Raw genomic sequence first — 24804 nt, forward strand, 5'->3', positions numbered from 1 at the left:
TGTAAAGTGCTGGCATCACGTTGGTCATGCCAGGAGAGGCTTTGACAAAAAAGCAACCAATGATGGAGGCAATGATAGAGACCGCCCCCAGGGCCAATGGGTACAAAACAGCTTGCCCCGGAGCCGCTGTGACCAAGAGTGCACCCAGCACCATGGTGGCAATCAGTGTCACGGCATAGGTTTCGAACAAGTCCGCTGCCATGCCGGCACAGTCACCCACGTTGTCGCCCACGTTGTCTGCGATCACTGCGGGGTTGCGCGGGTCGTCTTCAGGGATGCCCGCTTCCACTTTGCCCACAAGGTCAGCCCCGACGTCAGCGCCCTTGGTGAAAATACCCCCGCCCAAGCGGGCAAAAATCGAGATCAGCGAGGAGCCGAAGGCAAAGCCAATCAAGGGGTTGAGCAAGGTGGTCAAGTTTTTATCGGGCGTCAGGTTGCCGTTGCCGACCAGAAACCAATAAAAACCGGACACACCCAACAGACCCAAACCCACCACCAGCATGCCGGTGATGGCACCACCCCGAAACGCCACGTCCAGCGCTGGGCCAATGCCTTTGGTGGCGGCCTGAGCCGTGCGGACATTGGCTTTGACCGACACGTTCATCCCAATGAAGCCGCACGCGCCCGAAAGCACCGCACCGATCACGAAGCCGATGGCGGTGATGCCATCCAAAAATAGACCCATCAGGATGGTCAAAACCACGCCCACGATGGCAATGGTTTTGTATTGGCGGGCGAGGTAAGCTGCAGCGCCGGCCTGAATCGCAGCCGAAATTTCCTGCATCCGCGCATTGCCGGCGTCTTGAGAAAGAATCCATCCTCGGGCCCAAATGCCATAAGCCACGGCAATCAAACCACAAATGAGTGCCAAAAAAAGCACTGAATTTCCTGTCATCGTTGAACTCCTCGATGGTTGTCGCTGAACGGAGGCGCAACGCGTTGGAGGCCCCTCCACGGCGTTGCTTCCTCTTTCCTTGCACCAAGAATCGATTGGCCAACGGTCTATTAAAGGCTCCCGATGTGCGAATAAGCAAGCCCCGTGAAAGTAAAATCGGGGTTAATCCCTAGAGTTTGCTTTTTTCTCAACCCCCCTCAACAAAGACCTGCAAGATGTCCCTTGATAACGTCACTCCTGGAAAAAATGTTCCCGAATCTTTCAATGTGATCATTGAAATCCCGATGAACGCCGACCCGATCAAATACGAGGTGGACAAGGAAACGGGCGCCCTGTTCGTGGACCGCTTTATGACGACGGCCATGCACTACCCCACCAATTACGGTTACGTGCCCCAAACCCTGTCTGGCGACGGAGACCCTGTGGACGTGCTGGTGATCACGCCCTACGCCTTGCACCCCGGTGTGGTGGTGCCCTGCCGCGCCTTGGGCATTTTGATGATGGAAGACGAGGCCGGCGTCGATGGCAAGGTGATTGCGGTGCCGACCAGCAAAATTTTGCCGATGTACGACCATTGGAAAAGCATTGAAGACGTGAACGCCATGCGTCGCAACGCCATCGCCCACTTTTTTGAGCACTACAAAGACCTGGAAAAAGGCAAATGGGTCAAGATTTTAGGCTGGGAAAGTAAAGAATCCGCCCACAAGGAAATCCTGGATGGCATCGGGGCCTACAACAAAACCAAGGCCTGACGCGTCTGGTTTAACGCTCGCTCTCTCGGGGGCTGCGCCACAATGTGATCGCCTGCCCGGTTTGCGCCGCGCAGGCGTTTTTCATGGTTTTACGACGGTGTTTTTTTTAGAGGCGAGTGCTGGTGAAGCGCTTCAAGGTAGTTCTCCACCCCGGCCTTTTCCCGCTCCAGAAACCGGGCCACCGCTTCTGAAAACGACGGGTGCGCCAGCCAGTGGGCGCTGTGGGTGGGCGTGGGCAGCAGGGCTCGCGCCATTTTGTGCTCTCCCTGGGCACCGCCCTCAAAACGCTGAACGCCATTGGCGATGCACCATTTAATCGGCTGGTAGTAGCAAGCTTCAAAGTGCAGGCAGTCCACCCGGGCCAGTGCGCCCCAGTAGCGGCCATAGGCGACTTCGGGCTGGCCCTCGGCGTTCAGATGCAGGCCGATCAGGCTGATGCCGATGGCTTGGCCCGCGTGTTCGGCCACAAACAGCAGCCAGTTGGGAGCCATGTTGCGCCGCATGGCTTCAAAAAATGCCGGGGTCAAATAAGGCGCATTGCCGTGTTCCCAATAGGTTTGCTGGTAGCAGCGCTGCAGCAGAGCCCAGTCGTCGCCGGTCATGTCGGGGCCGCGCACGGCGCGAAAAGTCACGCCCGCCTCCTGCACTTTGCGGCGTTCTTGCCGGATTTTTTTGCGCTTTTCCTGGTTCAGGCTGCCCAAAAAGTCATCAAAGTCACGCCAACCTTGGTTTTGCCAGTGAAACTGCACCTGGCTGCGCTGCAGCAAACCGGCTTGCTCGCAGGTGTGCAGGTCTTGCGGACTGGCAAACAAAATGTGCAGCGAGGGGATGTCGTTGGTTTGGCAAAGCTCCAGCAAGGCGGCCAGCAGGGCCTGGCGTGCCGCATCGGATTCGGCCAGCAAGCGGCTGCCGGGCACGGGGGTGAAGGGCGAGGCCAAAAGCGCTTTGGGGTAGTAGTCGAGGCCGTGGCGTTGGTAGGCGTCGGCCCAGGCGTGGTCGAACACGTATTCGCCGCGCGAATGGGTCTTGATGTAGAGCGGGCAAGCGGCGGCCAACACGGGGCCTTGGGAGTTGTCTCGCCACAGGCTGATGACTTGCAGCGTCCAGCCGGTCTCGGGGATGGCGGAGCCGCTGTTTTGCATGGCCGACAAATAGGCATGCTGCATGAAGGGGGATGGCGCATCTTGCCGGGCGAGCAAGTCATCCCAAGCTTGGGGATCGATGCCGCTCAGGTCATCTTGCACCCGGGTGACATAATTCAAGCTCATATTTCTTTGCACCTTTATGACTCTCCAAATCTGTGTGGCCCAGCTCAACTTTGTCGTCGGTGACATGCCGGGCAATGCCCGCAAAATCATCGACGCCGCCCAAGCAGCTTATGCCCAAGGTGCACGTTTGCTGATCACGCCCGAGTTGTCGATTTGCGGTTACGCAGCAGAAGACCTTTTGCTGCGCCCGTCGTTCATCGACGCCTGCGATGATGCCCTGAAAACGGTGGCCCGAGACCTGGCCGGGTTAAAGGGCATGCATGTGGTGGTCGGCCATCCCGAAGGCGGCGGTGTGCGCACCCGCAGCGTGGCCGTGACGCGCCGCCACAACCGCGCCAGCGTCCTGTGTGAAGGCCAGGTGGTCTGCGCGTATGACAAGCGCGAGTTGCCCAATTACCAGGTGTTTGACGAGCGCCGATATTTCACCCCTGGCCATGGGGTGGGGGTGTTTGAGGTCGAAGGCGTGTGGGTGGGCTTGCTCATTTGCGAAGACGCCTGGTTTGAAGAGCCTGCCCGACTGGCGCGTGACGCAGGAGCGCAGGTGTTGGCGGTGCTAAATGCTTCGCCTTTCCATGCGGGCAAAGGCCCGGAGCGCGAGCAGCGCATGCGCGAGCGCGTGACAGACGTTGGGGTGCCCCTCATTTACGCCCACTTGGTGGGGGGGCAAGACGAAGTGATTTTTGAGGGCCGTTCCTTTGCGCTGAACGCCCAGGGTCAGGTCGTGGCCAGAGCCGAGGGATTTCGTGAAGCGGCCATGGCTGTTCAGGTTCAAGCCGCAGCCACGGGTGTGGACTTGATTGCAGGGCCTGAAGCCTTGGTGCCCATGGCCAGTGCCGATGCCGAGTTGTGGGACGCCTTGGTTTTGGGTGTTCGCGACTATCTGGGCAAAAACGGTTTCCAGGGTGCCATTTTGGGCTTGTCGGGCGGTATCGATTCGGCCTTGGTGTTGGCCATCGCGGTGGATGCCATCGGAGCCGACAAGCTCCATGCCGTGATGATGCCCTCTCCCTACACGGCCGACATCAGCTGGATCGATTCGCGCGACATGGTCAAACGCTTGAAGGTGCGTTACGACGAAATCTCGATTGCCCCTTTGTTCGATGGCTTCAAGACCGCGTTGTCTGAGCAGTTTGCGGGTTTGAAAGAAGACACCACCGAAGAGAACATCCAGGCCCGCATCCGGGGCACGCTGCTGATGGCCTTGTCCAATAAAACGGGTGCGATTGTGCTGACCACCGGCAACAAGAGCGAAATGGCCACCGGTTACTGCACGCTGTATGGCGACATGGCGGGGGGCTTTGCGGTGATCAAGGACGTGGTCAAGACCCGTGTGTTTGACTTGGCCCGCTGGCGCAACCTGAACGACCCCTATGGCACAGGCAGCCAGCCGATCCCTGAGCGCATCATCACCCGGCCACCGAGTGCGGAGCTGCGCCCCGACCAAAAAGACCAAGACAGCCTGCCCGCCTATGAGGTGTTGGACGCGATCATTCAGCGCTACATGGAAAACGACGAGGGCGTGGAGGCCTTGATTGCCGACGGCTTTGAGCGGGCCGATGTGGAAAAAGTCACGCGCTTGATCAAACTCAACGAGTACAAGCGCCGCCAGTCGCCCGTGGGCATTCGCGTGACCCACCGCAGTTTTGGCAAGGATTGGCGTTATCCTATGACCAACAAATTCCGCGCCTGATTCCGGGCACTCTCCATATTTTGAGGATTATTTCCATGAAACAAATCACCGCCATCATCAAACCTTTCAAGCTGGAAGAGGTGCGTGAAGCATTGGCCGAATGTGGCGTGACCGGCCTCACCGTGACCGAAGTCAAGGGTTTTGGCCGTCAAAAAGGCCACACCGAGTTGTACCGCGGTGCCGAATACGTGGTGGACTTTTTGCCTAAAGTCAAGGTGGAAGTGGTGGTGAAGGATGGCGACGTGGACAGCTGCGTGGACGCCATCATCAAGGCGGCCCGCACTGGCAAGATCGGTGACGGCAAGATTTTTGTGACCTCGGTGGAGCGTGTGGTGCGCATCCGCACCGGCGAGCAAGACGAAACCGCGATCTGAATCGCATCAGACCCTGTCAAGGTGGGCGTCTGCCGTGAATCCTGCCGCCTCCACCAAGTCGCGCAACAAGTCTTCTGGCTCTTTTCCAACGGTGACCAGCGCCGTCTGCCAGTCGCCCATGAACCCTTGCTCGACCACTTGGCCAATGAAGCCCAGCAAACTGTCGTAGTAGCCCAGGCTGTTCAAAATGCCAATGGGTTTGTCGTGGTAACCCAATTGGCGCCAAGTCCAAACCTCGAACAGCTCTTCGAAGGTGCCAATGCCGCCGGGTAAAGCCAAAAAAGCATCGGCTTTTTCAGCCATCAGGCGTTTGCGCTCGTGCATGGTGTCCACTACATGCAGTTCGGTGCAACCGTGGTGCGCCCATTCTTTTTCGACCAATGCGGTCGGGATGATGCCCACCACAGAGCCACCTGCGGCCAGTGTGGCTTCTGCCACCAAGCCCATCAGGCCATTGCGACCGCCGCCATACACCAGTTGTCCTTGATGCTGGCCAATCCAGGTCCCCACCTGCACCGCAATTTGGGCGAACTCAGGCCGATGGCCAGGTTTGGAGCCACAGTAAACGCAAACCGAAAAAGCCGGCTTTGCATCAGACCTTGTGTCGGTGCTCGTCTTGTTCATGAAAGGCGCTGCCAAAGAGCGGCCGACCAAACACCCAGGCACAGCAGTAAACTCAAAAGCACCGCAGCGCTGCCCATGTCTTTGGCACGTTTGGACAGGTCGTGCCATTCAGGCCCAATGCGGTCGATGGCCGATTCGATGCAGGTGTTGAGCAACTCGACAATCATGACCAGCAAGACCGTGCCCACGAGCAAAGCGATTTCCACCCAACCTTGCCCTAACCAAAAGGCCACTGGCAACAAAACCATGGACAACATTGCTTCTTGGCGAAAGGCGGTTTCTCCCCAGCCCGCGCGAAGGCCCTGGATGGAGTAGGCCCCCGCATGCCAGATGCGGCTGATGCCCTTGCGGGCTTTTTGGGGGTTAACAACCTTGGGGGTGGAGGGCGTGGGGTCTTGCATGGCGCAGCAGATGAAAGGGGGTCAAGTCGCCGTGGTGATCAGGCGTGTTCCCGCGAAAGCATCATGCCAAAACTGACCTTCTGGGTGAAGCCGGCTGAGCAGAGCCCACAAGACCACCCATCCCGATGTCAAGAGCGTCAACTCGAGCACCGGCAAACCCATTGCAGAGGAGACCGCCAGGGGCGGGATAAACCAAACCCAGCTGGCCAAGTACCTTTTGAAGGCGGCCTTGTGGCTGATGGGATGCCCTGAAATGTCTACGATTTGAATTCGCCAGGTTTTCATGGCCAAGGTTTGACCCCGACGCCACATCCAGATGAAATACAGACCCAACACCAAAAAACTGCTCGCCTGCAAACCCGATTTGAGTTGGGGATGGATGACCATGTCGCCGGGGGCCAAACCGGTGATCCAATAGGCCGCCACAAAATAAACCAAACCCGATGACACCATGACGCCAAACAACAACATGCCCTCGTAAAGCCAGCAAGCCATTCGGCGCTTCAGTGAGGGTGTTTTCAAGTCTTGGGGCGCCAGCACGCTTGAGCTTTGGGCCTTCATGACGGGGATGTTTCTGAGGCTGGCTTAAGACCTTCGGGCATCTCGGTTGGGCTGGGCTGATTGGGGCTCGGTGTCGCCAAGGTGGGTTGCAGTGGCAAAAGGGTCTTGCGGTCGATGGTTGACGGTTGAGAGGCGCTGCCCGCTGCGGCACGAACCGGTGTTTGGACTTGTCGGTGGGGCTCTACCGGTTTGGCGGTGGGTGCTGCACTTTTAGCGGGGCTTGCAGTGCCTGCAACAAGCAAACGCTTTTCTTCGGCAGTCAAAGCCTGGTAGGCCTCCCATTTGGCTTTTTTATCCTCTTTGGGCAAGCTTTGCAGTTGGTTGAAATTCAGCCGTGCCAAGTTGCGTTGTTGGGGGCTCAAATCCACCCAATCAGCCATGCGTGAATGCATGGTAATTTGGTCTGCCACAGGCAGTTGATTGAAGTTCTTCGAAATGGTCAGCCATTTGTTTTGTTGCTGCGGGGTCAAAGCACGCCATTGAGCGCCAAGAGGGGCCAGCGCTTGTCTTTGAATGGGCGTCAATTGCTTCCAAGCGCTGGATGGGTCTTGCGGGGCCGAGCGTGCTGAGCTGGCAGGGGCATGGTGGGACATGACCGCTGCACCGGATGGTTCGGCCGCAAGGGTTTGCCCTGATGCACTCACCCAGCCCACTGCAAAAAAACCGCTCAAGCCAAGGATCAGCCAGGCTTTGGGGCGAAAAATACGGCCAAGGCTCAACTCAGTCATTCTGGGCCGTGCTGCTCTGGTTGAGCTTTAAAAATTGGGCGAAACCGGCATCGGTGTAGGCCTGGGGTGGCAATTCGTCGGTCAGAAGTGCCGAATCTGTGGCCGCGATTTCCAAGACCATGTGGTCATCTTGGATCCACTGAATGGCCAGAAGACCGGCCACCAACACCACCAAAGGCAAGGATGAGGCCAAAATATTCCACAGGTTGAGGCCTTCGTCGCCGGAGGCGGTCAAGCTTCCATTTCGGTTGACCTGATGGCTTTGGGCCTGTCCAAGTTGTAAGGCCGGTTGGCGGTGAGCGAGCGCCAAATGCCTCGCCACCCGAAGGCGCTGTGAAATGTCGTGGGGCAAATCGGTGGTGACCAGACTCAGCTGGCCTGAAAAATAATGGCCCAAGCGGTCCATTTCGTCTTCAGCTTGAATGGTGGCGTATTTCATGGTCTGATTCCTTGTGTTCCCAATGTTTTGCTCAGGGCTTGGATCGCCCGGGAACAATGGGTTTTGACGCTGCCTTCTGAGCAGCCCATCACCGCAGCGGTTTGTGCCACGTCGTGCTCTTCCCAATAACGCAGCAGGAAGGCTTCTCGTTGACGTGAAGGCAAAGCCATGATGGCCGTTTCGATGTGCTCGAGTGTCTGAAGTCGATCCACCCACGCTTCGGCGCTCTCGGATGTGGCATCGTCTGCGCTAGAACTGGTAACTTCCAGCAAATCAAATTCGCCATCGTTGTCTGCCGCGTTGAAATCCCCCAAATTTGTAAACAATGCATTTCGCGTCTTTTGCCGGCGAAACCAGTCCAACATGGTGTTTGAAAGTATGCGCTGAAACAACAAAGGCAACTCTGCCAAGGGCTTGTCGGCGTAGTTGGAGCAAAGCTTGATCATGCTGTCTTGCAGAATATCCAAGGCCGCATCCTCGTTCCTGACATGGTAAAAAGTGCGTTTGAACGCCTTTTTTTCCATGTTTTTCAGAAATTGAGCAAGTTCAGTTTCGGATGCCAATGCGTTGTCAGCACGCCAAAAGGGTGCTTTGAAAAAATGAGGATGGGCTGAGCGGCAGCGCTGTGCAGATTCTCTCCAGTCCCAATGAATTATGTCACCTGATCTGCACAATCCATGGTTTTTAGAAAAACGCACTGCACAAGTGCGATAATGCGCAATTGCAATTGAAAAAAAGCAAACGGATCACCGTCCGGCACTTTTACAGTTTGGTGCCCATGTCTGTGGTCTTAAGTCCCAAAGCCACTTCACAAGAGTAGAGCCCAGGGGCACCCAAGGTTTTTCGTTAGAGAAATTCACAAAGGTTGAATATGGAAATGAAAAAGGCTGATACGGCCAATACTGCTGCGGGCGCTCAAGAATTGCGCGGCGCAGAAATCCTCGTCAAAGCGCTCCAAGCGGAAAATGTGCAGTACATCTGGGGTTACCCTGGTGGTGCCGTTCTGCACATTTACGACGCCATTTACAAACAAGACACCATGCAGCACGTGCTCGTGCGCCACGAGCAGGCGGCTGTGCACGCTGCTGACGGTTTTGCCCGCGCCACGGGCGAAGTCGGCGTGGCCTTGGTCACTTCAGGGCCTGGCTTGACCAATGCCGTGACCGGTATCGCCACAGCTTACATGGACAGCATCCCCATGGTCATCATCAGTGGCCAAGTACCCACTGCGGCCATCGGCCTGGATGCCTTCCAAGAATGTGACACCGTGGGCATCACGCGCCCCATCGTCAAGCACAACTTCCTGGTCAAGGACGCCAAGGACATGGCCGAGGTCATGAAAAAGGCTTTCCACATCGCCCGCAGCGGCCGCCCTGGACCTGTGGTGGTGGACGTGCCCAAAGACGTCTCGTTCAACAAGACGCTGTACGCCGGTTACCCCGAGACGGTCGAAATGCGCTCTTACAACCCGGTCCGCAAAGGGCACGGGGGCCAGATCCGTAAGGCGCTGCAGTTGTTGATGGCGGCCAAACGGCCCTATATTTACACCGGCGGCGGCGTGCTCTTGAGCAATGCCAGTGCCGAGTTGCGAGCCCTGGTGGACCTGCTCAATGTGCCCGTGACCAATACCTTGATGGGTTTGGGTGCTTTCCCGGCGACAGACCGTCGTTTCCTGGGTATGTTGGGCATGCACGGCACGCTCGAGGCCAACAACGCCATGCAAAACTGCGACGTATTGCTGGCTGTGGGGGCGCGTTTTGATGACCGCGTGATCGGCAACCCCAAGCACTTCGCCTCGGTGGACCGCAAGATCGTTCACATCGACATCGATCCGTCCAGCATTTCCAAGCGCGTCAAGGTGGATGTGCCGATTGTGGGCGACGTGAAAGACGTGTTGACTGAACTGATGGGCATGATCCGCGAGTCGGGTCTCAAGCCCGACGCTCAGGCCTTGGCCCAGTGGTGGGAAACCGTGGAAGGCTGGCGCAGTCGTGACTGCATGAAGTACGACAACAGCAACAATTTGGTCATCAAGCCGCAAAAAGTCATTGAAACTTTGTGGGACATGACCAAGGATGCTGACGCCTACATCACCTCCGATGTGGGGCAGCATCAAATGTGGGCGGCCCAGTATTACAAATTCAACGAACCCCGCCGTTGGATCAACTCGGGTGGTTTGGGCACCATGGGCGTTGGTATTCCTTACGCCATGGGTATCAAGCTGGCCAAGCCCGACAGTGAAGTTTATTGTGTGACGGGCGAAGGTTCTGTGCAGATGTGCATCCAGGAACTCTCGACCTGCCTGCAATACAACACGCCCATCAAAGTGGTGGCCCTGAACAACGGTTACTTGGGCATGGTGCGCCAGTGGCAGGAGATTGATTATTCCGGCCGCTACAGCCACAGCTACATGGATGCTTTGCCCAACTTCGTGAAGTTGGCGGAAGCTTATGGCCACGTTGGCATCTTGGTTGAGAAACCTGAGGATGTGGAGCCTGCCTTGCGCGAAGCCCGCAGACTTAAGGACCGCACGGTTTTCCTCGACATCCGGACGGACCCGACAGAAAACGTGTTCCCGATGGTGCAGGCCGGCAAGGGCATCACCGAAATGCTCATGGGCGTTGAGGACCTGTAATCATGAAACACATCATCGCTGTACTGATTGAGAACGAAGCGGGTGCACTTTCCCGCGTGGTGGGCTTGTTTTCGGCCCGTGGCTACAACATTGAGTCTTTGACTGTGGCCCCGACCGAAGACCCCAGCCTTTCGCGCATGACCATTCAGACCACGGGGTCGGATGACGTGATTGAGCAAATCACCAAACACCTGAACCGCCTGATCGAAGTGGTCAAGGTGGTTGATCTGACCGAAGGCGCTTACACCGAGCGCGAGCTGATGCTCGTGAAGGTCCGCGCAGTGGGCAAGGAACGCGAAGAAATGAAACGCATGGCCGACATTTTTCGTGGCCGTGTGATTGATGTCACCGACAAGAGCTACACCGTGGAGCTCACCGGCGACCAATCCAAGAACGACGCCTTTTTGGAGGCGATCGACCGCAGCGCCATTTTGGAGACCGTGCGCACTGGTGCATGCGGAATCGGGCGCGGCGAGCGCATCCTGCGCGTCTAAGCCCACTGACTGAACCTGTTTATTCCTAAGGAGAACCCCCGTGAAAGTTTTTTACGACAAAGATTGTGATTTGAGCGTCATCAAGGGCAAGACTGTTGCCATTCTGGGTTACGGCTCGCAAGGCCACGCACACGCCCAGAACCTGAACGACAGCGGCGTCAAAGTGGTCGTCGGTTTGCGCAAGGGCGGTGCATCGTGGGACAAAGTCGGCAAAGCCGGTTTGACCGTGATGGAAGTCAACGATGCCGTCAAGGCCGCTGATGTGGTCATGATCTTGTTGCCTGACGAAATGATCGCCGAGGTCTACAACAACAACGTGGCGCCTCACATCAAGCAAGGCGCTTCACTGGCTTGTGCCCACGGTTTCAATGTGCATTACAACCAGGTCGTTCCCCGCGATGACCTGGACGTGTGGATGGTTGCCCCCAAGGCTCCAGGCCACACGGTGCGCAACACCTACACCCAAGGCGGCGGCGTGCCCCACTTGGTCGCGATTCACCAGGACAGGAGCGGCAAGGCCCGCGCTTTGGCTCTGAGCTATGCCATGGCCAACGGTGGCGGCAAGGCCGGTATCATTGAAACCAACTTCAAAGAAGAGACCGAAACCGACTTGTTCGGCGAGCAGGCTGTTTTGTGTGGTGGCGCAGTCGAATTGATCAAGATGGGTTATGAGACCCTGGTGGAAGCCGGTTATGCGCCAGAAATGGCCTACTTCGAGTGCTTGCACGAGCTGAAACTCATCGTGGACCTGATCTACGAAGGCGGTATCGGCAACATGAACTACTCGATCTCGAACAACGCCGAATACGGCGAGTACGTGACCGGTCCAGAAGTCATCAATGCTGGGTCGCGTGAAGCCATGCGCAACGCCTTGAAGCGCATCCAAACGGGTGAATACGCCAAGATGTTCATCCTGGAAGGCAAGACCAATTACCCCAGCATGACCGCACGTCGTCGCTTGACTTCAGAGCATTCCATCGAAGTTGTGGGCGCCCAACTGCGCGCCATGATGCCTTGGATCGCCAAGAACAAGTTGGTGGACAAGACCCGCAATTGATCGCTTTGGGCGATTGAAAAAGGCCACTTCGGTGGCCTTTTTCTTGTGCGCGTGGACTGCCTTAAACTTGTCTGATAAGGGACGGCTCCATAAACGCAACAGGAACAGACGATGAGCAAAATCAGTGACAGCGACAAAGACAGTGCCGTAGATGTGGAAGCGCTGGTGCCGGTGCGAAAACCTTCCAAGGGCATTTACATGTTGCCCAACATGATCACTTTGGCGGCCTTGTTCGGCGGTTTTTATGCGGTGGTCATGGCCATCAATGGGCGTTTTGATCTGGCCACTGTGGGTATTTTCTGCGCCATGGTGCTGGACAGCTTGGATGGCCGCGTGGCGCGCATGACCAATACCCAAAGCGCATTTGGCGAACAAATGGACTCCTTGTCCGACATGGTGTCTTTCGGTGCGGCGCCTGCACTGATCGCCTATGTCTGGACCCTCAAGGAGTTGGGGCGATGGGGCTGGATCGCAGCCTTTGTTTACTGTGCCTGCGCCGCACTGCGTTTGGCACGTTTCAATGTGAACACCGGTGTGGTCGATAAACGTTATTTCCAGGGTTTGCCATCCCCCGCTGCAGCGGCCTTGGTCATGGGTTTTGTGTGGATCATGTTTGAAAACGCTGTGGCTGCCAAAACTGTGGCTTGGGGCATGTTTGCGGTGTGCCTGTTTGCGGGTTTGTCGATGGTGACCAATGTCCCGTTTTACAGCTTCAAAGACATGCACATGAAAAAGAGCGTGCCATTTGCCACCTTGGTGTTGGTGGCTTTGGGTATTGCGGCGGTGAACATCGATCCGCCCACTGTGTTGTTCGGCTTGTTCGTCCTCTATGGCTTGAGTGGCTATGTGATTTACATCTGGCGCAAAGCCAAAGGCCAGCCCGCCAGCATGATCAGCACCTCCACCGATGAACCCGACGAACGCGGCTTGCACCAATGATGTCCGCTGAAAGACACTTGGCGTTTTGAACTGTGCTAAAGTTAATCCATGAATTCTTTTTTGCTTGCATTGCTGCTAGCGCCCCACGGGCGGGATTTGTAGCGCACGCACACATTTTCCCAAAAGGCCCGTATGCCATCCGCAACGGGCCTTTTGCATTTTTGCTTGGACTTGCGGGTTTTTGACCAGGAGTGAACATGACTGACAAACTGATTATTTTCGACACTACTTTGCGTGACGGTGAGCAATCTCCCGGTGCTTCCATGACCCGCGACGAGAAGCTGCGCATTGCCCGTCAGCTGGAGCGGCTGCGCGTGGACGTGATCGAAGCCGGTTTTGCTGCCAGTTCCAATGGGGATTTCGAGGCGGTCAAAAGCATCGCTGCTGCGATCAAGGATTCCACCATTTGCTCTTTGTCCCGAGCCAATGACCGTGACATTTCAAGGGCGGCAGAAGCCCTCCAAGGCGCCAACAGCGGGCGCATTCACACCTTCATTGCGACATCGCCCTTGCACATGGAAAAGAAGTTGCGCATGACCCCTGACCAGGTGTTTGAGCAGGCCAAGCAGTCGGTGCGCTTCGCACGCAATTTGGTGGGCGACGTGGAGTTCAGCCCCGAGGATGGTTACCGCAGCGACATGGACTTCTTGTGCCGTGTGCTCGAAGCCGTGATCACCGAAGGGGCTACCACGATCAATGTGCCCGACACGGTGGGTTATGCCGTGCCTGAGTTGTACGGTGAGTTCATCCGGACATTGCGCGAGCGCATTCCCAACTCGGACAAAGCCATTTGGTCGGTGCATTGCCACAACGACTTGGGCATGGCAGTAGCCAACTCTTTGGCAGGCGTCAAGATCGGGGGGGCTCGCCAGGTGGAATGCACCATCAACGGTTTGGGCGAACGTGCGGGAAATTGTTCCTTGGAAGAAGTGGTTATGGCGGTCAAAACGCGTCGCGACTATTTCGGCCTGGACATTGGGATTGACACCAGCCACATCGTGGCCGCCAGCCGCATGGTCAGTCAAACAACAGGTTTTGTGGTTCAGCCCAATAAAGCGGTGGTCGGGGCCAATGCTTTTGCCCATGCCTCTGGCATCCACCAAGATGGTGTGCTCAAGGCGCGTGACACCTACGAAATCATGCGTGCCGAAGACGTTGGTTGGACCACCAACAAGATTGTGCTGGGCAAACTCAGCGGCCGCAATGCGTTCAAGCAGCGCCTGCAGGACTTGGGCGTGACGCTGGACAGCGAGACCGAAATCAACAACGCCTTTGCCAAGTTCAAGGAATTGGCCGACCGCAAAAGCGAGATTTTTGACGAAGACATCCTGGCCTTGGTCAGCGACGAGAGCGTGACGGCTGAAAAGGAGCAATATGGTTTTGTCTCCATGTCGCAGCACAGCGAGACTGGCGAGCGCCCGCATGCATCGGTGGTTTTTACCGTTGAAGGCAAAGAGGTGCGGACAGAGTCGGACGGCAATGGCCCGGTGGACGCTTCGCTGAAGGCCATCGAGTCACACATCAAGAGTGGCGCTGAAATGGTGCTGTATTCGGTCAATGCCATCAGTGGCTCGACCGAAAGCCAGGGTGAGGTCACAGTTCGCTTGCAAAACAGCGGCCGTGTTGTCAATGGGGTTGGATCGGACCCTGACATCGTTGTGGCTTCGGCCAAGGCTTACCTCAGCGCGCTCAACAAATTGCAGAGCAAAGCCGATCGGGTGGCTGCGCAGGGTTGAAAGCAGTACTTTACAAGTCCTATTTGGCTTGAATAAAGTCACGCAAGTCTTTGTTCTTGCGTGACTTTTTTTATTTCAGTACACTCAGGGAAGATTAAGCTTTTGATAGACACACGATGTTCCCGATGCGATTTGGTTTTTCTTTTGCTCAGCAAGTCAGCGTCACCATCTTGAGGCGTTTGGCTGCGGCGTTGATGGGATGTGTTTTATTGTTCAGTTTGTCTGTCCCCGAAGACGCATGGGCCCAAAGCAAAACAACGCCCGAGAAAAAACGGCCCAACAAGGCCGCTCAAAAAACAGTCAAGAAAAAACCAATCGCTGGCGCTCCCCAGGGCAATGCCAAGCGACCCAAGACTGTTCAGCGTCCCAATCTGCCCATGCGCGCCTCATACGGACAGCTTGCTGGCCTGCATGCCGCATCGGATCCTTTGGATTTGAAATCCAGTGTGGCCTTGGTCATTGACCAAGACACCCGCGAGGTGTTGTTTCGAAAAAATGACAACGCGGTGTTGCCGATTGCATCGCTGACCAAGCTGATGACCGGTTTGGTCATTTCAGAGGCCCAGTTGTCCATGTCTGAAATGATTGCCATCACCCAGGCCGACGTGGACACCGAAAAAGGCAGTACTTCTCGTTTGGCTGTGGGCACTGTGCTGAGCCGAGGAGATTTGCTGCATTTGTCCCTGATGTCCAGTGAAAACCGCGCGGCCCATGCTCTGGGTCGGAGTTTTCCGGGCGGTATGGACAGCTTTGTCAAACGCATGAACCTCCGGGCACAGGCACTGGGCATGTCTGACACCCGTTATGTCGAACCCACTGGTTTGTCCAGCCGCAACCAGTCCAGTGCCAATGATTTGGCCATTTTGGTGGGTGCCGCTTACAAAGAGCCGGTTTTGCGCGAACTGTCGACATCGCATGGCCGTGAAATTGAGGTGGGTAGGCGCACCCTTCAGTACAACAACACCAACCGCTTGGTGAAAAGCGCAGACTGGGACATTGGTTTGCAAAAGACGGGGTACATCTCTGAAGCGGGCCAGTGTTTGGTCATGCAAGCCCAAGTTTCAGGTCGAAAATTGATCATGGTGTTTTTGGACTCTGCAGGCAAGCTCAGCCGCATTGCCGACGCCGAGCGCGTGCGACGGTGGGTGGAGAAGTCCGCCAATGCATCAGGCACCCGTCATTCCGCTTTGCTAGAAAATCAACCAGGCTGATCACGTTATCTACAAAAAACCCCGCATGTGCGGGGTTTTTTATGGGGGTACAGGCCTTGTGTCAATGGCTCAAAGGTGACCGTGGTAACCCAGTGTGCTGGAAATGTCGTGTGCGGTGGCCTGCAACTTGGGCAGCCAACCTTCGTCCAAGCGGTCAGCTGGTGCAGAGATAGACAGGCCGGCCAACAATTTACCCTGATCGTCATAGATGCCTGCGGCAATGCAGCGCACCCCCAGCTCCAATTCTTCATTGTCGCGTGCGATGCCATATTGTTTGACGCGCGACAACTCCCGCTCAAGCACTTGCAATTGGGTGATGCTGTTGCGTGTTTGACCCGGCAGGCCTGTGCGTGTGGCATAAGACCGCACACGCAAAGGGTCATCTGCAGCCAAGAAAAGCTTGCCCACAGAAGTCAGGTGCAAAGGGGCGCGGCCACCAATGGCGCGTACCACCTGCATGCCAGAGCGTTCGCTGTAAGCGCGCTCGATGTAGACGATTTCGTCGCCTTGCCGCATGCTCAGGTTCACAGGCTGTTGAATCAGTTTGTGCAAATCACGCATCGGTGCCAATGCCGCATCGCGCACATTCAAACGGCCTTTGACCAAATTACCCAATTCCAAGAGACGCATGCCCAAACGGTAATTGCCCGCTTCAGGCCGATCGACAAAGCGACCGGTGGCCAGATCGTTCAAAATGCGGTGCGCTGTAGAGGGGTGCAAGCCTGTTTTTTCGCTGATTTCCTTCAATGAGATGGCTTCCGAACGGGAGGCCAACACATCGATCAAAGAAAACATGCGCTCGATGACTTGAATGGTGGGTGTCGGCGTGAATGCAGGGTCTTTTTTCATGGTGTCTTTGGGCAGTCTGTAAATTTTACGCTGTGAAAATTTCAGACGGTGACGGCAAAGGCTGCCACTGGCCGTGGACCCTTATTTCGCAAGGCTTGAAGCTTGATTTGTAATTCATTTTGAGGCTTTTTTCTATCCAGTACCCCAAGAACACGTAGGGCAGCTTCAATTGTCGGGCTTGGTCAATTTGCCAAAGGACACCATAAGTGCCGTAACTGGTCTCGTCTTCGGGTTCATAAAAGGTGTACACGGCAGACAGACCTTGGTTCAAGACATCCACAATGCTGACCATTTTCAAAGCGCCCAGACCGCCAGTTGGCGTGGCTGTCCGAAATTCAATGATTCTGGAGTTGACGCGACTTTGCAGTAAAAACTGTTGGTATTGGTCCACGCTGTCTTGGTCCATACCGCCACCCGCGTGCCGCTGGGTTTGGTAACGCAGGTAAAGGGCGTAGTGTTCTGGGTCGAATTGCAAATCCAGAATTCGGACTTGCAAGTCCTGATGGGCACGCCAAGCTCGGCGCTGGCTGCGATTGGGTTTGAAGGACTCGACCTTCACGCGCAAAGGTTGGCAAGCTTGGCAGCCATCGCAGTAAGGGCGGTATGTGAACATGCCGCTGCGGCGAAAGCCTTGGTCAACCAAATCCGAATAGACCTCGTTGTGGATCATATGGCTCGGCGTGGCGACTTGCGAGCGCGCCAAGCGATTGGGCAAGTAACTGCAGTCGTAAGCCGCAGTGGCATAAAACTGCAAGGATAGCAGCGGGAGTTCGTTCAGTTGGGTCACGACGCGGTGTCCAAAGTCGTCAGCAAATCCCAGTATAAAGTTTGCAGCCCCCAGTCCACTGGTGGCATGCATTGCGCTTGTTGGACCAGCGTCAAAAATTCGGCGCGAGGCATTTCTTGGGCCCCGAGGGAGGCCAAGTGCCGGGTATTTTGCTGGCAGTCGATGGTGACAATGCCGTGTTGGAGGCAAACGCTGACCAAAAAGGCCAAGGTCATTTTGGAGCCGTCTGTGACGGTGGTGAACATCGATTCGCCAAATACAGCATGTCCCAGCGCCACAAAATAAAGCCCTGCCACCAACTCGCCGTGCAACCAAAGTTCGGCGCTGTGGGCTAGCCCCATGTTGTGCAATTCCTGGTAGGCGTCAATCATGTTCGGCACGATCCAAGTGCCGTTTTGCCCCTCTCTGGGGGCTTGGCTGCAGCGTTCGATGACTTGATGAAAGTCTCGGTCGAAAGACATCGAAAAACCGTTGTGAAGTTGCCTCCGTTTGAATGCTTGGCGCAATGAGCGGTGAAGCCTGAAGTCCTTGGGCCGCAAGACCATTCGGGGATCGGGACTCCACCAGAGCACCGGCTGGCCCTTGCTGTACCAAGGAAAAATCCCTTGGCTGTAAGACTCGACAAGCCGAGTAGCTGACAGGTCGCGACTGGCAGCGACCAAGCCGGGCGCTGGGGATTGAGCCCCCCACGCTTGGTCAGGCGAGGGCAATGCTTGCCCAGCTTCAATCCAAATCAGGGGTTGCTCGGAGGGGTTGCGTGGCATGTCTGCATTACACATGAAAAGCGAAGGTAAACCCTCGATTCAAGCGTTTGCCAGCGCTTTTTTAGGTTTATCCTTCGACTTGAAAGATGCCTCTTTTGTGGAGTGGCACAGCCCCTAATTGAAATCCGATCGATGACCACTTTTGTTGATTCATGGTTGCGAGCCGACTGGCCTGCACCACAGAATGTCCAGACCTTGATGACCGATCGCCATGGTGGTGTTTCGCTGCCCCCCTGGGACAGCATGAACTTGGGCGGCCATGTGGGAGATGAGATCGGTTGTGTAGAAACCAACCGCCAGCGTCTGCAGTCCGTTGTCGGCGCGCCTTTGGTTTTTTTGAATCAGGTGCATGGACAGAAAGTACTCAACCTGGACGCCAGCAGCGCCCACGGCACCGAGGCCGACGCCTGTGTTTCGGCGGTTCCCGATGTGGCTTGCACCATCATGGTGGCCGATTGCTTGCCTGTGTTGATGTGCGACAGGCAAGGTCAATGGGTGGCCGCTGCGCATGCGGGTTGGCGTGGCTTGGCCGGTGAGGCGGGTCAAAAAACAGCTTGGGGGGTGCTGGAGTCCTTGTGCAGCAACTCACGGGTGAGTCAGGCACGGGCAGAAGACATTTTGGTTTGGCTCGGGCCCTGCATTGGGCCCCAAGCTTTTGAGGTGGGCCCAGAAGTGGTGGCGGCTTTCTGTGAACACGATGCTTGCGCCGAAGACCTCTTCAAGCCTTTAAGGCCTGGAAAATGGCTGGCCGATTTGGCGGGATTGGCGCGAAGGCGTTTGAGCCAACTCGGCATTCACCGCATTTACGGCAACAACAGCCAGACCGATTGGTGCACAGTCACCAATTCAGTCCGATTCTTTTCGCACCGTCGGGACAGTCCGGTCCTCGGACAGTCCGGACGCATGGCCGCTTGCATCTGGCTCAAGTCTTGAGGCCTGGGTTTCCAGTGAAGCTTTGCGCAAGCGTTCTTTGCGGCGCAAGGGTGTTCCCATCACATAAACCACCAAGGACATGGGCAGCACGCCATAAAAAAGAAAGGTGATGATGGCACCCAATACCGTGCCTTGGCTGCTAAATGCTTCAGCCAAGCCCATCAGCAATGTGACATACAGCCAAGCAATAACAATCAAGTACATTTATTTGGTCTTTGTAATTTAGGCGACAACAATTTGACAGATACTCATATCAATAGAAATCAATAAGATAATTTTCCAGGAGACAAGGCATGAGCGGATCCGCGCCAGAATTTTGGGCCCAAATGAGCGAGGGTTTTCAGCAAAACCTGTCCAAAAGCTGGGGGCAGGCCATGCAGCATTTTCAAACCATTGACCTCGGGGGGCTCCAAGCGCCGCCCGATGCTTCTGCAGCGGCACTCAAATTTTCCCCTGAAAAGCTGCAAACCTTGCAAAGCCAGTATTGCAAAGACGCCTCAGATCTGTGGAATCAGAGTTTGCACAACAGTGTGCAGGTCAAAGACCGTCGGTTTTCAGGGGATGCTTGGACATCGAACCCCGTCGCCGCCTTCAACGCAGCGACTTATTTGCTCAATGCCCGAACCCTCATGGGTTTGGCTGATGCAGTGGATGCCGATGAGAAAACACGCACCCGCATCCGCTTTGCCATAGAGCAGTGGGTGGCTGCTGCGGCACCCAGCAATTTTTTAGCCTTCAATGCCGAGGCCCAAAAGAAAGCGGTGGAGACAAAAGGCGAAAGCATCGCCAAAGGCCTCCAGAACCTGATGCACGACATGCAGCAAGGCCATGTCTCGATGACCGACGAGAGCTTGTTTGAGGTGGGCAAAAACGTGGCCACAACCGAAGGCGCCGTGGTCTACGAAAACGAATTTTTCCAACTCATTGAATACAAGCCTCTCACACCCAAGGTTTATGAAAAGCCATTTTTGCTGGTGCCCCCATGCATCAACAAGTTCTACATCCTCGACCTGCAGCCCGAAAACTCACTGATCCGCTACGCTGTGAGTCAAGGCCACCGTACTTTTGTCGTCAGCTGGCGCAACCCCGACGAGTCCATGAAGGACAAGACTTGGGACGATTACATCGAACACGCGGCCATCGAGGCCATCCAGACCGTTCAAGCCATCACAGGCGCACCCCAGATCAATGCCCTGGGCTTTTGTGTGGGCGGCACCATTTTGTCGACCGCTTTGGCCGTGTTGGCCGCCCGTGGCGAAAAACCGGTGGCCAGTGCCACTTTTCTCACCACCCTGATCAACTTCACCGACACCGGCATTCTGGATGTTTTCATCGACGAGAACTTCGTGAAGTTCCGCGAGCAGCAAATGGGTCAAGGCGGTTTGCTCAAAGGTCAAGACTTGGCCTCGACGTTCAGCTTTTTGCGTCCGAACGATTTGGTCTGGAACTATGTGGTGGGCAATTACCTCAAGGGCGAAACGCCGCCACCCTTTGACCTGCTTTATTGGAACAGTGACTCGACCAATCTGCCAGGGCCGTTTTACGCCTGGTACCTGCGTCACACTTACCTGGAGAACAACTTGGTCAAGCCCGGCAAGCTCAAGGTCTGCGGAGAAAGCATTGATCTGGGCCAAGTCGACATGCCGGTTTATATCTATGGCTCGCGCGAAGACCACATCGTGCCCATCGGCGGGGCCTATGCCAGCACGCAGGTCTTGCCGGGCAAAAAACGCTTTGTCATGGGGGCCTCGGGCCACATTGCCGGAGTGATCAACCCGCCAGCGGCCAAAAAACGCAGCCACTGGCTGAGTGAGGGCCAACAATTTCCGGCCGATGTGAACGACTGGATCGCCAGCGCCCAAGAAGTGCCTGGCAGCTGGTGGACCGATTGGTCTGGATGGCTCAAGGGGCATGCCGGAAAACAAATTGCAGCGCCCAAAACCTACGGCAAACTTCGCCAATTCAAAGCCATCGAGGCGGCCCCAGGCCGTTACGTCAAAGCCAAAGCCTGATTGATTTTTACTGGAGACAAAAATGGAAGACATCGTCATCGTTGCAGCAGCACGCACCGCCGTGGGTAAATTTGGCGGCTCACTCGCCAAAACCCCTGCCACCGAGTTGGGGAGCATCGTCATTCAAGGCTTGCTCGCGCGCAGCGGTTTGCCTGTCGACGCCATCGGCGAGGTGATCATGGGCCAGGTGCTGGCCGCAGGCGCGGGCCAAAACCCCGCCCGTCAAGCCATGATGAAAGCCGGTGTGGCCAAGGAAACCCCGGCCCTGACCATCAACGCCGTGTGCGGCTCCGGCCTGAAGGCCGTGATGCTGGCCGCTCAAGCCGTGGCTTGGGGCGACAGCGAGATTGTGATTGCTGGTGGCCAAGAAAACATGAGCGCCAGTCCGCACGTCTTGAACGGCAGCCGCGATGGCCAACGCATGGGCGACTGGAAGATGACCGACACCATGATTGTGGACGGCCTGTGGGACGTGTACAACCAGTACCATATGGGCATCACCGCTGAAAACGTGGCCAAAGCCCATGACATCAGCCGCGACATGCAGGACGCTCTGGCGTTGGGCAGCCAGCAAAAAGCCTCTGCCGCACAAGACGCCGGCAAATTCAAGGACGAGATCGTTGATGTGCTGATTCCTCAGCGCAAAGGCGACGCGCTGGTGTTCAACACCGACGAGTTCATCAACAAAAAAACCAATGCCGAAGCCCTGGCCGGTTTGCGTCCCGCCTTTGACAAGGCCGGCAGCGTGACGGCTGGCAATGCCTCTGGCATCAACGACGGCGCCGCTGCGGTGATGGTCATGAGTGCCAAGAAGGCTGCAGCCCTGGGCCTGAAGCCCTTGGCCCGCATTGCCGCATTCGGCACCAGCGGTCTCGATCCGGCCCACATGGGCATGGGCCCTGTTCCCGCTTCGCAAAAAGCCTTGGCCCGCGCAGGCTGGAAAGCCCAAGACGTGGACTTGTTCGAGCTCAATGAGGCGTTCGCCGCACAAGCTTGCGCAGTGAACCGGGTCCTGGACATCGATCCGGCCAAGGTCAACGTCAATGGCGGTGCGATCGCCATTGGCCACCCCATCGGGGCATCCGGCTGCCGTATTTTGGTGACTTTGTTGCACGAAATGCAGCGCACCAATGCCCAAAAAGGCTTGGCCGCTTTGTGCATCGGTGGTGGCATGGGCGTGTCCTTGGCCATTGAATGTGCCTGACTTGAATTCCCATCGTTTTTTCAACAACTCATAAAAATGGAGACAACCTCATGAGTCAAAAAGTAGCTTACGTCACAGGTGGCATGGGTGGCATCGGTACCGCGATTTGCCAGCGTTTGCACAAAGACGGCTTCAAAGTCATCGCCGGTTGCGGACCCACGCGCGACTTCAACAAATGGATCGACGAGCAAAAAGCGCTGGGTTTCACTTTTTACACGTCGGTGGGCAACGTGGGCGACTGGGACTCCACCGTCGCTGCTTTCACCAAAGCCAAAGAAGACCATGGCGTCATTGATGTGCTGGTGAACAACGCCGGCATCACCAAAGACCGCGTGTTCCTCAAGATGACGCGTGAAGATTGGGATGCCGTGATCGACACCAACCTGAACTCCATGTTCAACGTGACCAAGCAGGTCGTGCCCGACATGGTTGAAAAAGGCTGGGGCCGCATCATCCAGATTTCCTCGGTGAACGGCAACAAAGGGCAGGCAGGTCAAACCAACTATTCGGCCGCCAAAGCCGGCATGCACGGTTTCTCGATGGCCTTGGCCCAAGAGATGGCCACCAAAGGTGTGACCGTGAACACCGTCAGCCCAGGGTACATTGGTACCGACATGGTGAACGCCATCCGTCCTGATGTGCTGGAAAAAATCGTGGCCACCGTGCCGGTCAAGCGTTTGGGCAAGCCCAGCGAAATTGCCTCCATCGTGGCTTGGCTGGCCAGCGAAGAGGGTGGTTACGCCACCGGTGCTGACTTCTCGGTCAACGGTGGTTTGCACATGGGCTGATGCTTGGCTTGCTCATTTTGGCAGGGCCAGACTGGGCAATTCAAGTCGGCAGTCCCCACAAAAAAACCCGCTTTTGCGGGTTTTTTTGCGTCTACAAGGCGGCGTTTAGCTGCCCACTTGTTTACCCGTGCTGACCATCTGCATCGCCGAAGCGATCAGGCCCGAGACCTCGCTCATATTGCCGGGCACGATCAGCGTGGTCTTGGCGTCTTGCGCCACCTTGGCATAAGCCTGTACCGCTTGTTCAGCCACTTTCAGTTGCACCGCCTGCTCGCCCCCTGGCTGGCGGATGGCGGTGGCAATCCGCTCAATGGCTTGCGCAGTCGCATTGGCCATTTCGGTGATGGCGGCGGCATCGCCTTGCGCTTTGTTGATGGCAGCTTGCTTTTCACCTTCTGAACGGGCAATGAAAGCCTCACGCTCGCCGGTGGCGATGTTGATCTGCTCTTGGCGGCGACCTTCAGAGGCTGCGATCAGGGCACGCTTTTCGCGCTCAGCCGTGATTTGTGACTGCATGGCCAGCAAAATTTCTTTGGGCGGCGTCAGGTCTTTGATCTCGTAACGCAGCACCTTCACGCCCCAATTGAGCGCCGCTTCATCGATGGCGGCCACCACTTGTGCGTTGATGATGTCTCGCTCTTCAAAAGTTTTGTCGAGTTCCAGTTTGCCGATCACGCTGCGCAGGCTGGTTTGCGCCAGTTGAGTCACTGCCACGATGTAGTTGGACGAGCCGTAACTGGCTAACTTGGGGTCGGTGACTTGAAAGTACAAAATCCCGTCGACCTGCAGTTGCGTGTTATCGCGCGTGATGCAAATCTGGCTGGGCACATCGAGCGGGATTTCTTTCAGGCTGTGCTTCTGGATCACTTTGTCAACAAAGGGCACCACGAAGTTCAGGCCCGGGGCCAGGCTGGCGTGGAATTTACCCAGCCTTTCGACCACCCAGGCCTCTTGTTGTGGAACCACTTTGACGGTCTTGACGATGAACAAGACTGCAATGATCACGAGGACGGCAGCTATTTCCATGATTTTTCTCCCTGGGTTTGTATGGGTGGCTAAAGGCTCAAATTTTTTCCAGCACCAAGCGGTTGCCCGCTATGGCCTGAATGCGGTACACGCCCGGTGTAGCGGTCTGGCCCGGGGCCAGCACGGCTGTCCAAGCTGCGCCCCGGTGTTTGACTTGCGCGCTGTCATGGGCATCCCACGCATCGACCTGCACGGTAGCGCCCAAGTCCAGATGTTGGTCTTGAACTTCTTGCGGCGTGGTGGTTTGGCGCTTGCGCCATTGGCCGAGCAAGACGGCGCCCAGGCCGCCCACCATGGCAGCGGCGACCAATTGTGTGTTTAGGCCGTAGCCTGCCAGCGCAGCCAGGGCTGCTGCCACTGCGCCTAGACTCAGCATCAGCAAATAAAAAGTGCCGGTTAATAACTCCAGTGCCACCAAGACACCGGCCAAAACCCACCACATTGTTGTGTCACCCATCACGATTTCTCCTTGCTCAAGCGGTCGTTGTCAGGCTTAAGAACTGGGTTCATTAAACGCCTTGCCGAAATGAGGCGTCATTGTTTGTTTTCAAGGCCGCAGCCAGGCAAGGATAATTAGAGTCTATGCATTTCCCTGAACCCCAACGCTGGCGTCTTTCGGTGGCGCCCATGATGGACT

Annotated in this window: 26 protein-coding genes; 13 read left to right on the forward strand and 13 right to left on the reverse strand. The window is 56.3% G+C overall.

Annotated features, from left to right (window positions below; translation table 11 throughout):
• The coding region (locus Q0O19_RS07245) for a sodium/proton-translocating pyrophosphatase (protein ID WP_295521358.1) at positions 1 to 895 on the reverse strand (895 nt) is incomplete at its 3' end.
• 215 nt (positions 896 to 1110) lie between these two features.
• On the opposite strand from Q0O19_RS07245, the gene ppa reads away from it, so the two are divergent.
• Positions 1111 to 1647 (forward strand): inorganic diphosphatase, encoded by a 537-nt coding sequence (ppa, locus tag Q0O19_RS07250; RefSeq protein WP_295521360.1) that lies wholly within the window; start codon positions 1111 to 1113, stop codon positions 1645 to 1647.
• Positions 1648 to 1736: 89 nt separating this feature from the next.
• Here ppa and Q0O19_RS07255 read toward each other — a convergent pair whose 3' ends face one another.
• Entirely contained in the window at positions 1737 to 2915 is a 1179-nt protein-coding gene (locus Q0O19_RS07255; RefSeq protein WP_295521362.1) for a GNAT family N-acetyltransferase, read from the reverse strand.
• 16 nt (positions 2916 to 2931) lie between these two features.
• Between Q0O19_RS07255 and Q0O19_RS07260 the strand changes: the two genes are divergently transcribed.
• A complete protein-coding gene (locus Q0O19_RS07260) occupies positions 2932 to 4605 on the forward strand; it encodes an NAD+ synthase (protein ID WP_295521364.1) in 1674 nt (557 codons plus the stop codon).
• 35 nt (positions 4606 to 4640) lie between these two features.
• Positions 4641 to 4979 (forward strand): P-II family nitrogen regulator, encoded by a 339-nt coding sequence (locus Q0O19_RS07265; protein WP_295521365.1) that lies wholly within the window; start codon positions 4641 to 4643, stop codon positions 4977 to 4979.
• A 6-nt stretch (positions 4980 to 4985) separates the two neighbouring features.
• Here Q0O19_RS07265 and Q0O19_RS07270 read toward each other — a convergent pair whose 3' ends face one another.
• From Q0O19_RS07270 to Q0O19_RS07295, 6 genes are read right to left on the reverse strand one after another with little or no spacing between them, the layout of a single operon-like run.
• Positions 4986 to 5603 carry a TIGR00730 family Rossman fold protein gene (locus Q0O19_RS07270; protein WP_295521367.1) on the reverse strand — a complete coding sequence of 206 codons (618 nt, stop codon included), beginning with the start codon at positions 5601 to 5603 and terminating at the stop codon, positions 4986 to 4988.
• The gene (locus tag Q0O19_RS07275) at positions 5600 to 6004 is read right to left on the reverse strand and encodes a diacylglycerol kinase (protein ID WP_295521369.1); all 405 of its coding nucleotides are present in this window, start codon (positions 6002 to 6004) and stop codon (positions 5600 to 5602) included. Before Q0O19_RS07275 ends, Q0O19_RS07270 begins: the two co-directional genes overlap by 4 nt.
• A 21-nt stretch (positions 6005 to 6025) precedes the next feature.
• Positions 6026 to 6565: an RDD family protein gene (locus Q0O19_RS07280; protein ID WP_295521371.1), complete on the reverse strand. Its 540-nt coding sequence runs from the start codon at positions 6563 to 6565 to the stop codon at positions 6026 to 6028.
• On the reverse strand, positions 6562 to 7293 hold the full coding sequence (locus Q0O19_RS07285) for a DUF3106 domain-containing protein (protein ID WP_295521373.1): 732 nt from the start codon (positions 7291 to 7293) through the stop codon (positions 6562 to 6564). Before Q0O19_RS07285 ends, Q0O19_RS07280 begins: the two co-directional genes overlap by 4 nt.
• Positions 7286 to 7732: a DUF3619 family protein gene (locus Q0O19_RS07290; protein ID WP_295521375.1), complete on the reverse strand. Its 447-nt coding sequence runs from the start codon at positions 7730 to 7732 to the stop codon at positions 7286 to 7288. Before Q0O19_RS07290 ends, Q0O19_RS07285 begins: the two co-directional genes overlap by 8 nt.
• The gene (locus Q0O19_RS07295; protein WP_295521409.1) at positions 7729 to 8295 is read right to left on the reverse strand and encodes an RNA polymerase sigma factor; all 567 of its coding nucleotides are present in this window, start codon (positions 8293 to 8295) and stop codon (positions 7729 to 7731) included. The genes Q0O19_RS07290 and Q0O19_RS07295 overlap by 4 nt, the downstream gene beginning before the upstream one ends.
• A 308-nt stretch (positions 8296 to 8603) precedes the next feature.
• On the opposite strand from Q0O19_RS07295, the gene Q0O19_RS07300 reads away from it, so the two are divergent.
• The 6 genes from Q0O19_RS07300 (at position 8604) to Q0O19_RS07325 (ending at position 15804) form a co-directional block, all read left to right on the forward strand.
• Entirely contained in the window at positions 8604 to 10367 is a 1764-nt protein-coding gene (locus Q0O19_RS07300) for an acetolactate synthase 3 catalytic subunit (RefSeq protein WP_295521377.1), read from the forward strand.
• Between the two features lie 2 nt (positions 10368 to 10369).
• Positions 10370 to 10861: an acetolactate synthase small subunit gene (gene ilvN, locus Q0O19_RS07305; protein ID WP_053175395.1), complete on the forward strand. Its 492-nt coding sequence runs from the start codon at positions 10370 to 10372 to the stop codon at positions 10859 to 10861.
• 40 nt (positions 10862 to 10901) lie between these two features.
• Positions 10902 to 11918 carry a ketol-acid reductoisomerase gene (ilvC, locus tag Q0O19_RS07310; RefSeq protein WP_295521380.1) on the forward strand — a complete coding sequence of 339 codons (1017 nt, stop codon included), beginning with the start codon at positions 10902 to 10904 and terminating at the stop codon, positions 11916 to 11918.
• 111 nt (positions 11919 to 12029) lie between these two features.
• Complete coding sequence (gene pssA / locus Q0O19_RS07315; RefSeq protein ID WP_295521383.1) at positions 12030 to 12857, forward strand: CDP-diacylglycerol--serine O-phosphatidyltransferase; 828 nt, start codon at positions 12030 to 12032, stop codon at positions 12855 to 12857.
• Positions 12858 to 13054: 197 nt separating this feature from the next.
• Positions 13055 to 14593 carry a 2-isopropylmalate synthase gene (locus Q0O19_RS07320; RefSeq protein ID WP_295521385.1) on the forward strand — a complete coding sequence of 513 codons (1539 nt, stop codon included), beginning with the start codon at positions 13055 to 13057 and terminating at the stop codon, positions 14591 to 14593.
• Positions 14594 to 14709: 116 nt separating this feature from the next.
• On the forward strand, positions 14710 to 15804 hold the full coding sequence (locus Q0O19_RS07325; RefSeq protein ID WP_295521387.1) for a serine hydrolase: 1095 nt from the start codon (positions 14710 to 14712) through the stop codon (positions 15802 to 15804).
• A gap of 69 nt (positions 15805 to 15873) precedes the next feature.
• On the opposite strand, the gene Q0O19_RS07330 is transcribed toward Q0O19_RS07325, so the two are convergent.
• Genes Q0O19_RS07330 through aat form a run of 3 tightly spaced genes read right to left on the reverse strand, consistent with a single transcriptional unit; the run spans position 15874 to position 18204 of the window.
• Positions 15874 to 16653 carry an IclR family transcriptional regulator gene (locus tag Q0O19_RS07330; RefSeq protein WP_295521389.1) on the reverse strand — a complete coding sequence of 260 codons (780 nt, stop codon included), beginning with the start codon at positions 16651 to 16653 and terminating at the stop codon, positions 15874 to 15876.
• Between the two features lie 25 nt (positions 16654 to 16678).
• Complete coding sequence (locus tag Q0O19_RS07335; RefSeq protein ID WP_295521391.1) at positions 16679 to 17440, reverse strand: arginyltransferase; 762 nt, start codon at positions 17438 to 17440, stop codon at positions 16679 to 16681.
• Positions 17437 to 18204, reverse strand: coding sequence for a leucyl/phenylalanyl-tRNA--protein transferase (gene aat, locus Q0O19_RS07340; RefSeq protein ID WP_295521393.1), 768 nt, complete (start codon positions 18202 to 18204; stop codon positions 17437 to 17439). Before aat ends, Q0O19_RS07335 begins: the two co-directional genes overlap by 4 nt.
• 132 nt (positions 18205 to 18336) lie before the next feature.
• On the opposite strand from aat, the gene pgeF reads away from it, so the two are divergent.
• The 4 genes from pgeF to phbB all read left to right on the forward strand — a co-directional run bounded on the left by pgeF (position 18337) and on the right by phbB (position 23141).
• The gene (pgeF, locus tag Q0O19_RS07345; protein WP_295521395.1) at positions 18337 to 19137 is read left to right on the forward strand and encodes a peptidoglycan editing factor PgeF; all 801 of its coding nucleotides are present in this window, start codon (positions 18337 to 18339) and stop codon (positions 19135 to 19137) included.
• 293 nt (positions 19138 to 19430) lie between these two features.
• Positions 19431 to 21149 (forward strand): class I poly(R)-hydroxyalkanoic acid synthase, encoded by a 1719-nt coding sequence (gene phaC / locus Q0O19_RS07355; RefSeq protein WP_295521399.1) that lies wholly within the window; start codon positions 19431 to 19433, stop codon positions 21147 to 21149.
• A 22-nt stretch (positions 21150 to 21171) separates the two neighbouring features.
• Entirely contained in the window at positions 21172 to 22353 is a 1182-nt protein-coding gene (locus tag Q0O19_RS07360; protein WP_295521401.1) for an acetyl-CoA C-acetyltransferase, read from the forward strand.
• Between the two features lie 50 nt (positions 22354 to 22403).
• Positions 22404 to 23141, forward strand: coding sequence for an acetoacetyl-CoA reductase (gene phbB / locus Q0O19_RS07365; protein WP_295521403.1), 738 nt, complete (start codon positions 22404 to 22406; stop codon positions 23139 to 23141).
• Between the two features lie 105 nt (positions 23142 to 23246).
• Here phbB and Q0O19_RS07370 read toward each other — a convergent pair whose 3' ends face one another.
• Positions 23247 to 24167 (reverse strand): stomatin-like protein, encoded by a 921-nt coding sequence (locus Q0O19_RS07370; RefSeq protein ID WP_295521405.1) that lies wholly within the window; start codon positions 24165 to 24167, stop codon positions 23247 to 23249.
• A 37-nt stretch (positions 24168 to 24204) separates the two neighbouring features.
• On the reverse strand, positions 24205 to 24624 hold the full coding sequence (locus Q0O19_RS07375) for an NfeD family protein (RefSeq protein WP_295521407.1): 420 nt from the start codon (positions 24622 to 24624) through the stop codon (positions 24205 to 24207).
• Positions 24625 to 24804: the final 180 nt, after the last annotated feature.

The organism is Limnohabitans sp. Rim8 (assembly GCF_945869175.1).
In the GTDB taxonomy this organism is placed as follows: domain Bacteria; phylum Pseudomonadota; class Gammaproteobacteria; order Burkholderiales; family Burkholderiaceae_C; genus Limnohabitans_A.

Coding starts and splice junctions, on each gene's coding strand:
- pssA (WP_295521383.1), top strand. CDS start 12,030: ATGAGCAAAATCAGTGACAGCGACAAAGACAGTGCCGTAGATGTGGAA.
- Q0O19_RS07280 (WP_295521371.1), bottom strand. CDS start 6,565: ATGAAGGCCCAAAGCTCAAGCGTGCTGGCGCCCCAAGACTTGAAAACA.
- Q0O19_RS07320 (WP_295521385.1), top strand. CDS start 13,055: ATGACTGACAAACTGATTATTTTCGACACTACTTTGCGTGACGGTGAG.
- ppa (WP_295521360.1), top strand. CDS start 1,111: ATGTCCCTTGATAACGTCACTCCTGGAAAAAATGTTCCCGAATCTTTC.
- Q0O19_RS07325 (WP_295521387.1), top strand. CDS start 14,710: ATGTTCCCGATGCGATTTGGTTTTTCTTTTGCTCAGCAAGTCAGCGTC.
- Q0O19_RS07370 (WP_295521405.1), bottom strand. CDS start 24,167: ATGGAAATAGCTGCCGTCCTCGTGATCATTGCAGTCTTGTTCATCGTC.
- ilvN (WP_053175395.1), top strand. CDS start 10,370: ATGAAACACATCATCGCTGTACTGATTGAGAACGAAGCGGGTGCACTT.
- phbB (WP_295521403.1), top strand. CDS start 22,404: ATGAGTCAAAAAGTAGCTTACGTCACAGGTGGCATGGGTGGCATCGGT.
- Q0O19_RS07300 (WP_295521377.1), top strand. CDS start 8,604: ATGGAAATGAAAAAGGCTGATACGGCCAATACTGCTGCGGGCGCTCAA.
- Q0O19_RS07375 (WP_295521407.1), bottom strand. CDS start 24,624: ATGGGTGACACAACAATGTGGTGGGTTTTGGCCGGTGTCTTGGTGGCA.
- Q0O19_RS07255 (WP_295521362.1), bottom strand. CDS start 2,915: ATGAGCTTGAATTATGTCACCCGGGTGCAAGATGACCTGAGCGGCATC.
- Q0O19_RS07275 (WP_295521369.1), bottom strand. CDS start 6,004: ATGCAAGACCCCACGCCCTCCACCCCCAAGGTTGTTAACCCCCAAAAA.
- Q0O19_RS07260 (WP_295521364.1), top strand. CDS start 2,932: ATGACTCTCCAAATCTGTGTGGCCCAGCTCAACTTTGTCGTCGGTGAC.
- Q0O19_RS07330 (WP_295521389.1), bottom strand. CDS start 16,653: ATGAAAAAAGACCCTGCATTCACGCCGACACCCACCATTCAAGTCATC.
- Q0O19_RS07270 (WP_295521367.1), bottom strand. CDS start 5,603: ATGAACAAGACGAGCACCGACACAAGGTCTGATGCAAAGCCGGCTTTT.
- phaC (WP_295521399.1), top strand. CDS start 19,431: ATGAGCGGATCCGCGCCAGAATTTTGGGCCCAAATGAGCGAGGGTTTT.
- aat (WP_295521393.1), bottom strand. CDS start 18,204: ATGCCACGCAACCCCTCCGAGCAACCCCTGATTTGGATTGAAGCTGGG.
- Q0O19_RS07265 (WP_295521365.1), top strand. CDS start 4,641: ATGAAACAAATCACCGCCATCATCAAACCTTTCAAGCTGGAAGAGGTG.
- Q0O19_RS07285 (WP_295521373.1), bottom strand. CDS start 7,293: ATGACTGAGTTGAGCCTTGGCCGTATTTTTCGCCCCAAAGCCTGGCTG.
- Q0O19_RS07360 (WP_295521401.1), top strand. CDS start 21,172: ATGGAAGACATCGTCATCGTTGCAGCAGCACGCACCGCCGTGGGTAAA.
- pgeF (WP_295521395.1), top strand. CDS start 18,337: ATGACCACTTTTGTTGATTCATGGTTGCGAGCCGACTGGCCTGCACCA.
- Q0O19_RS07290 (WP_295521375.1), bottom strand. CDS start 7,732: ATGAAATACGCCACCATTCAAGCTGAAGACGAAATGGACCGCTTGGGC.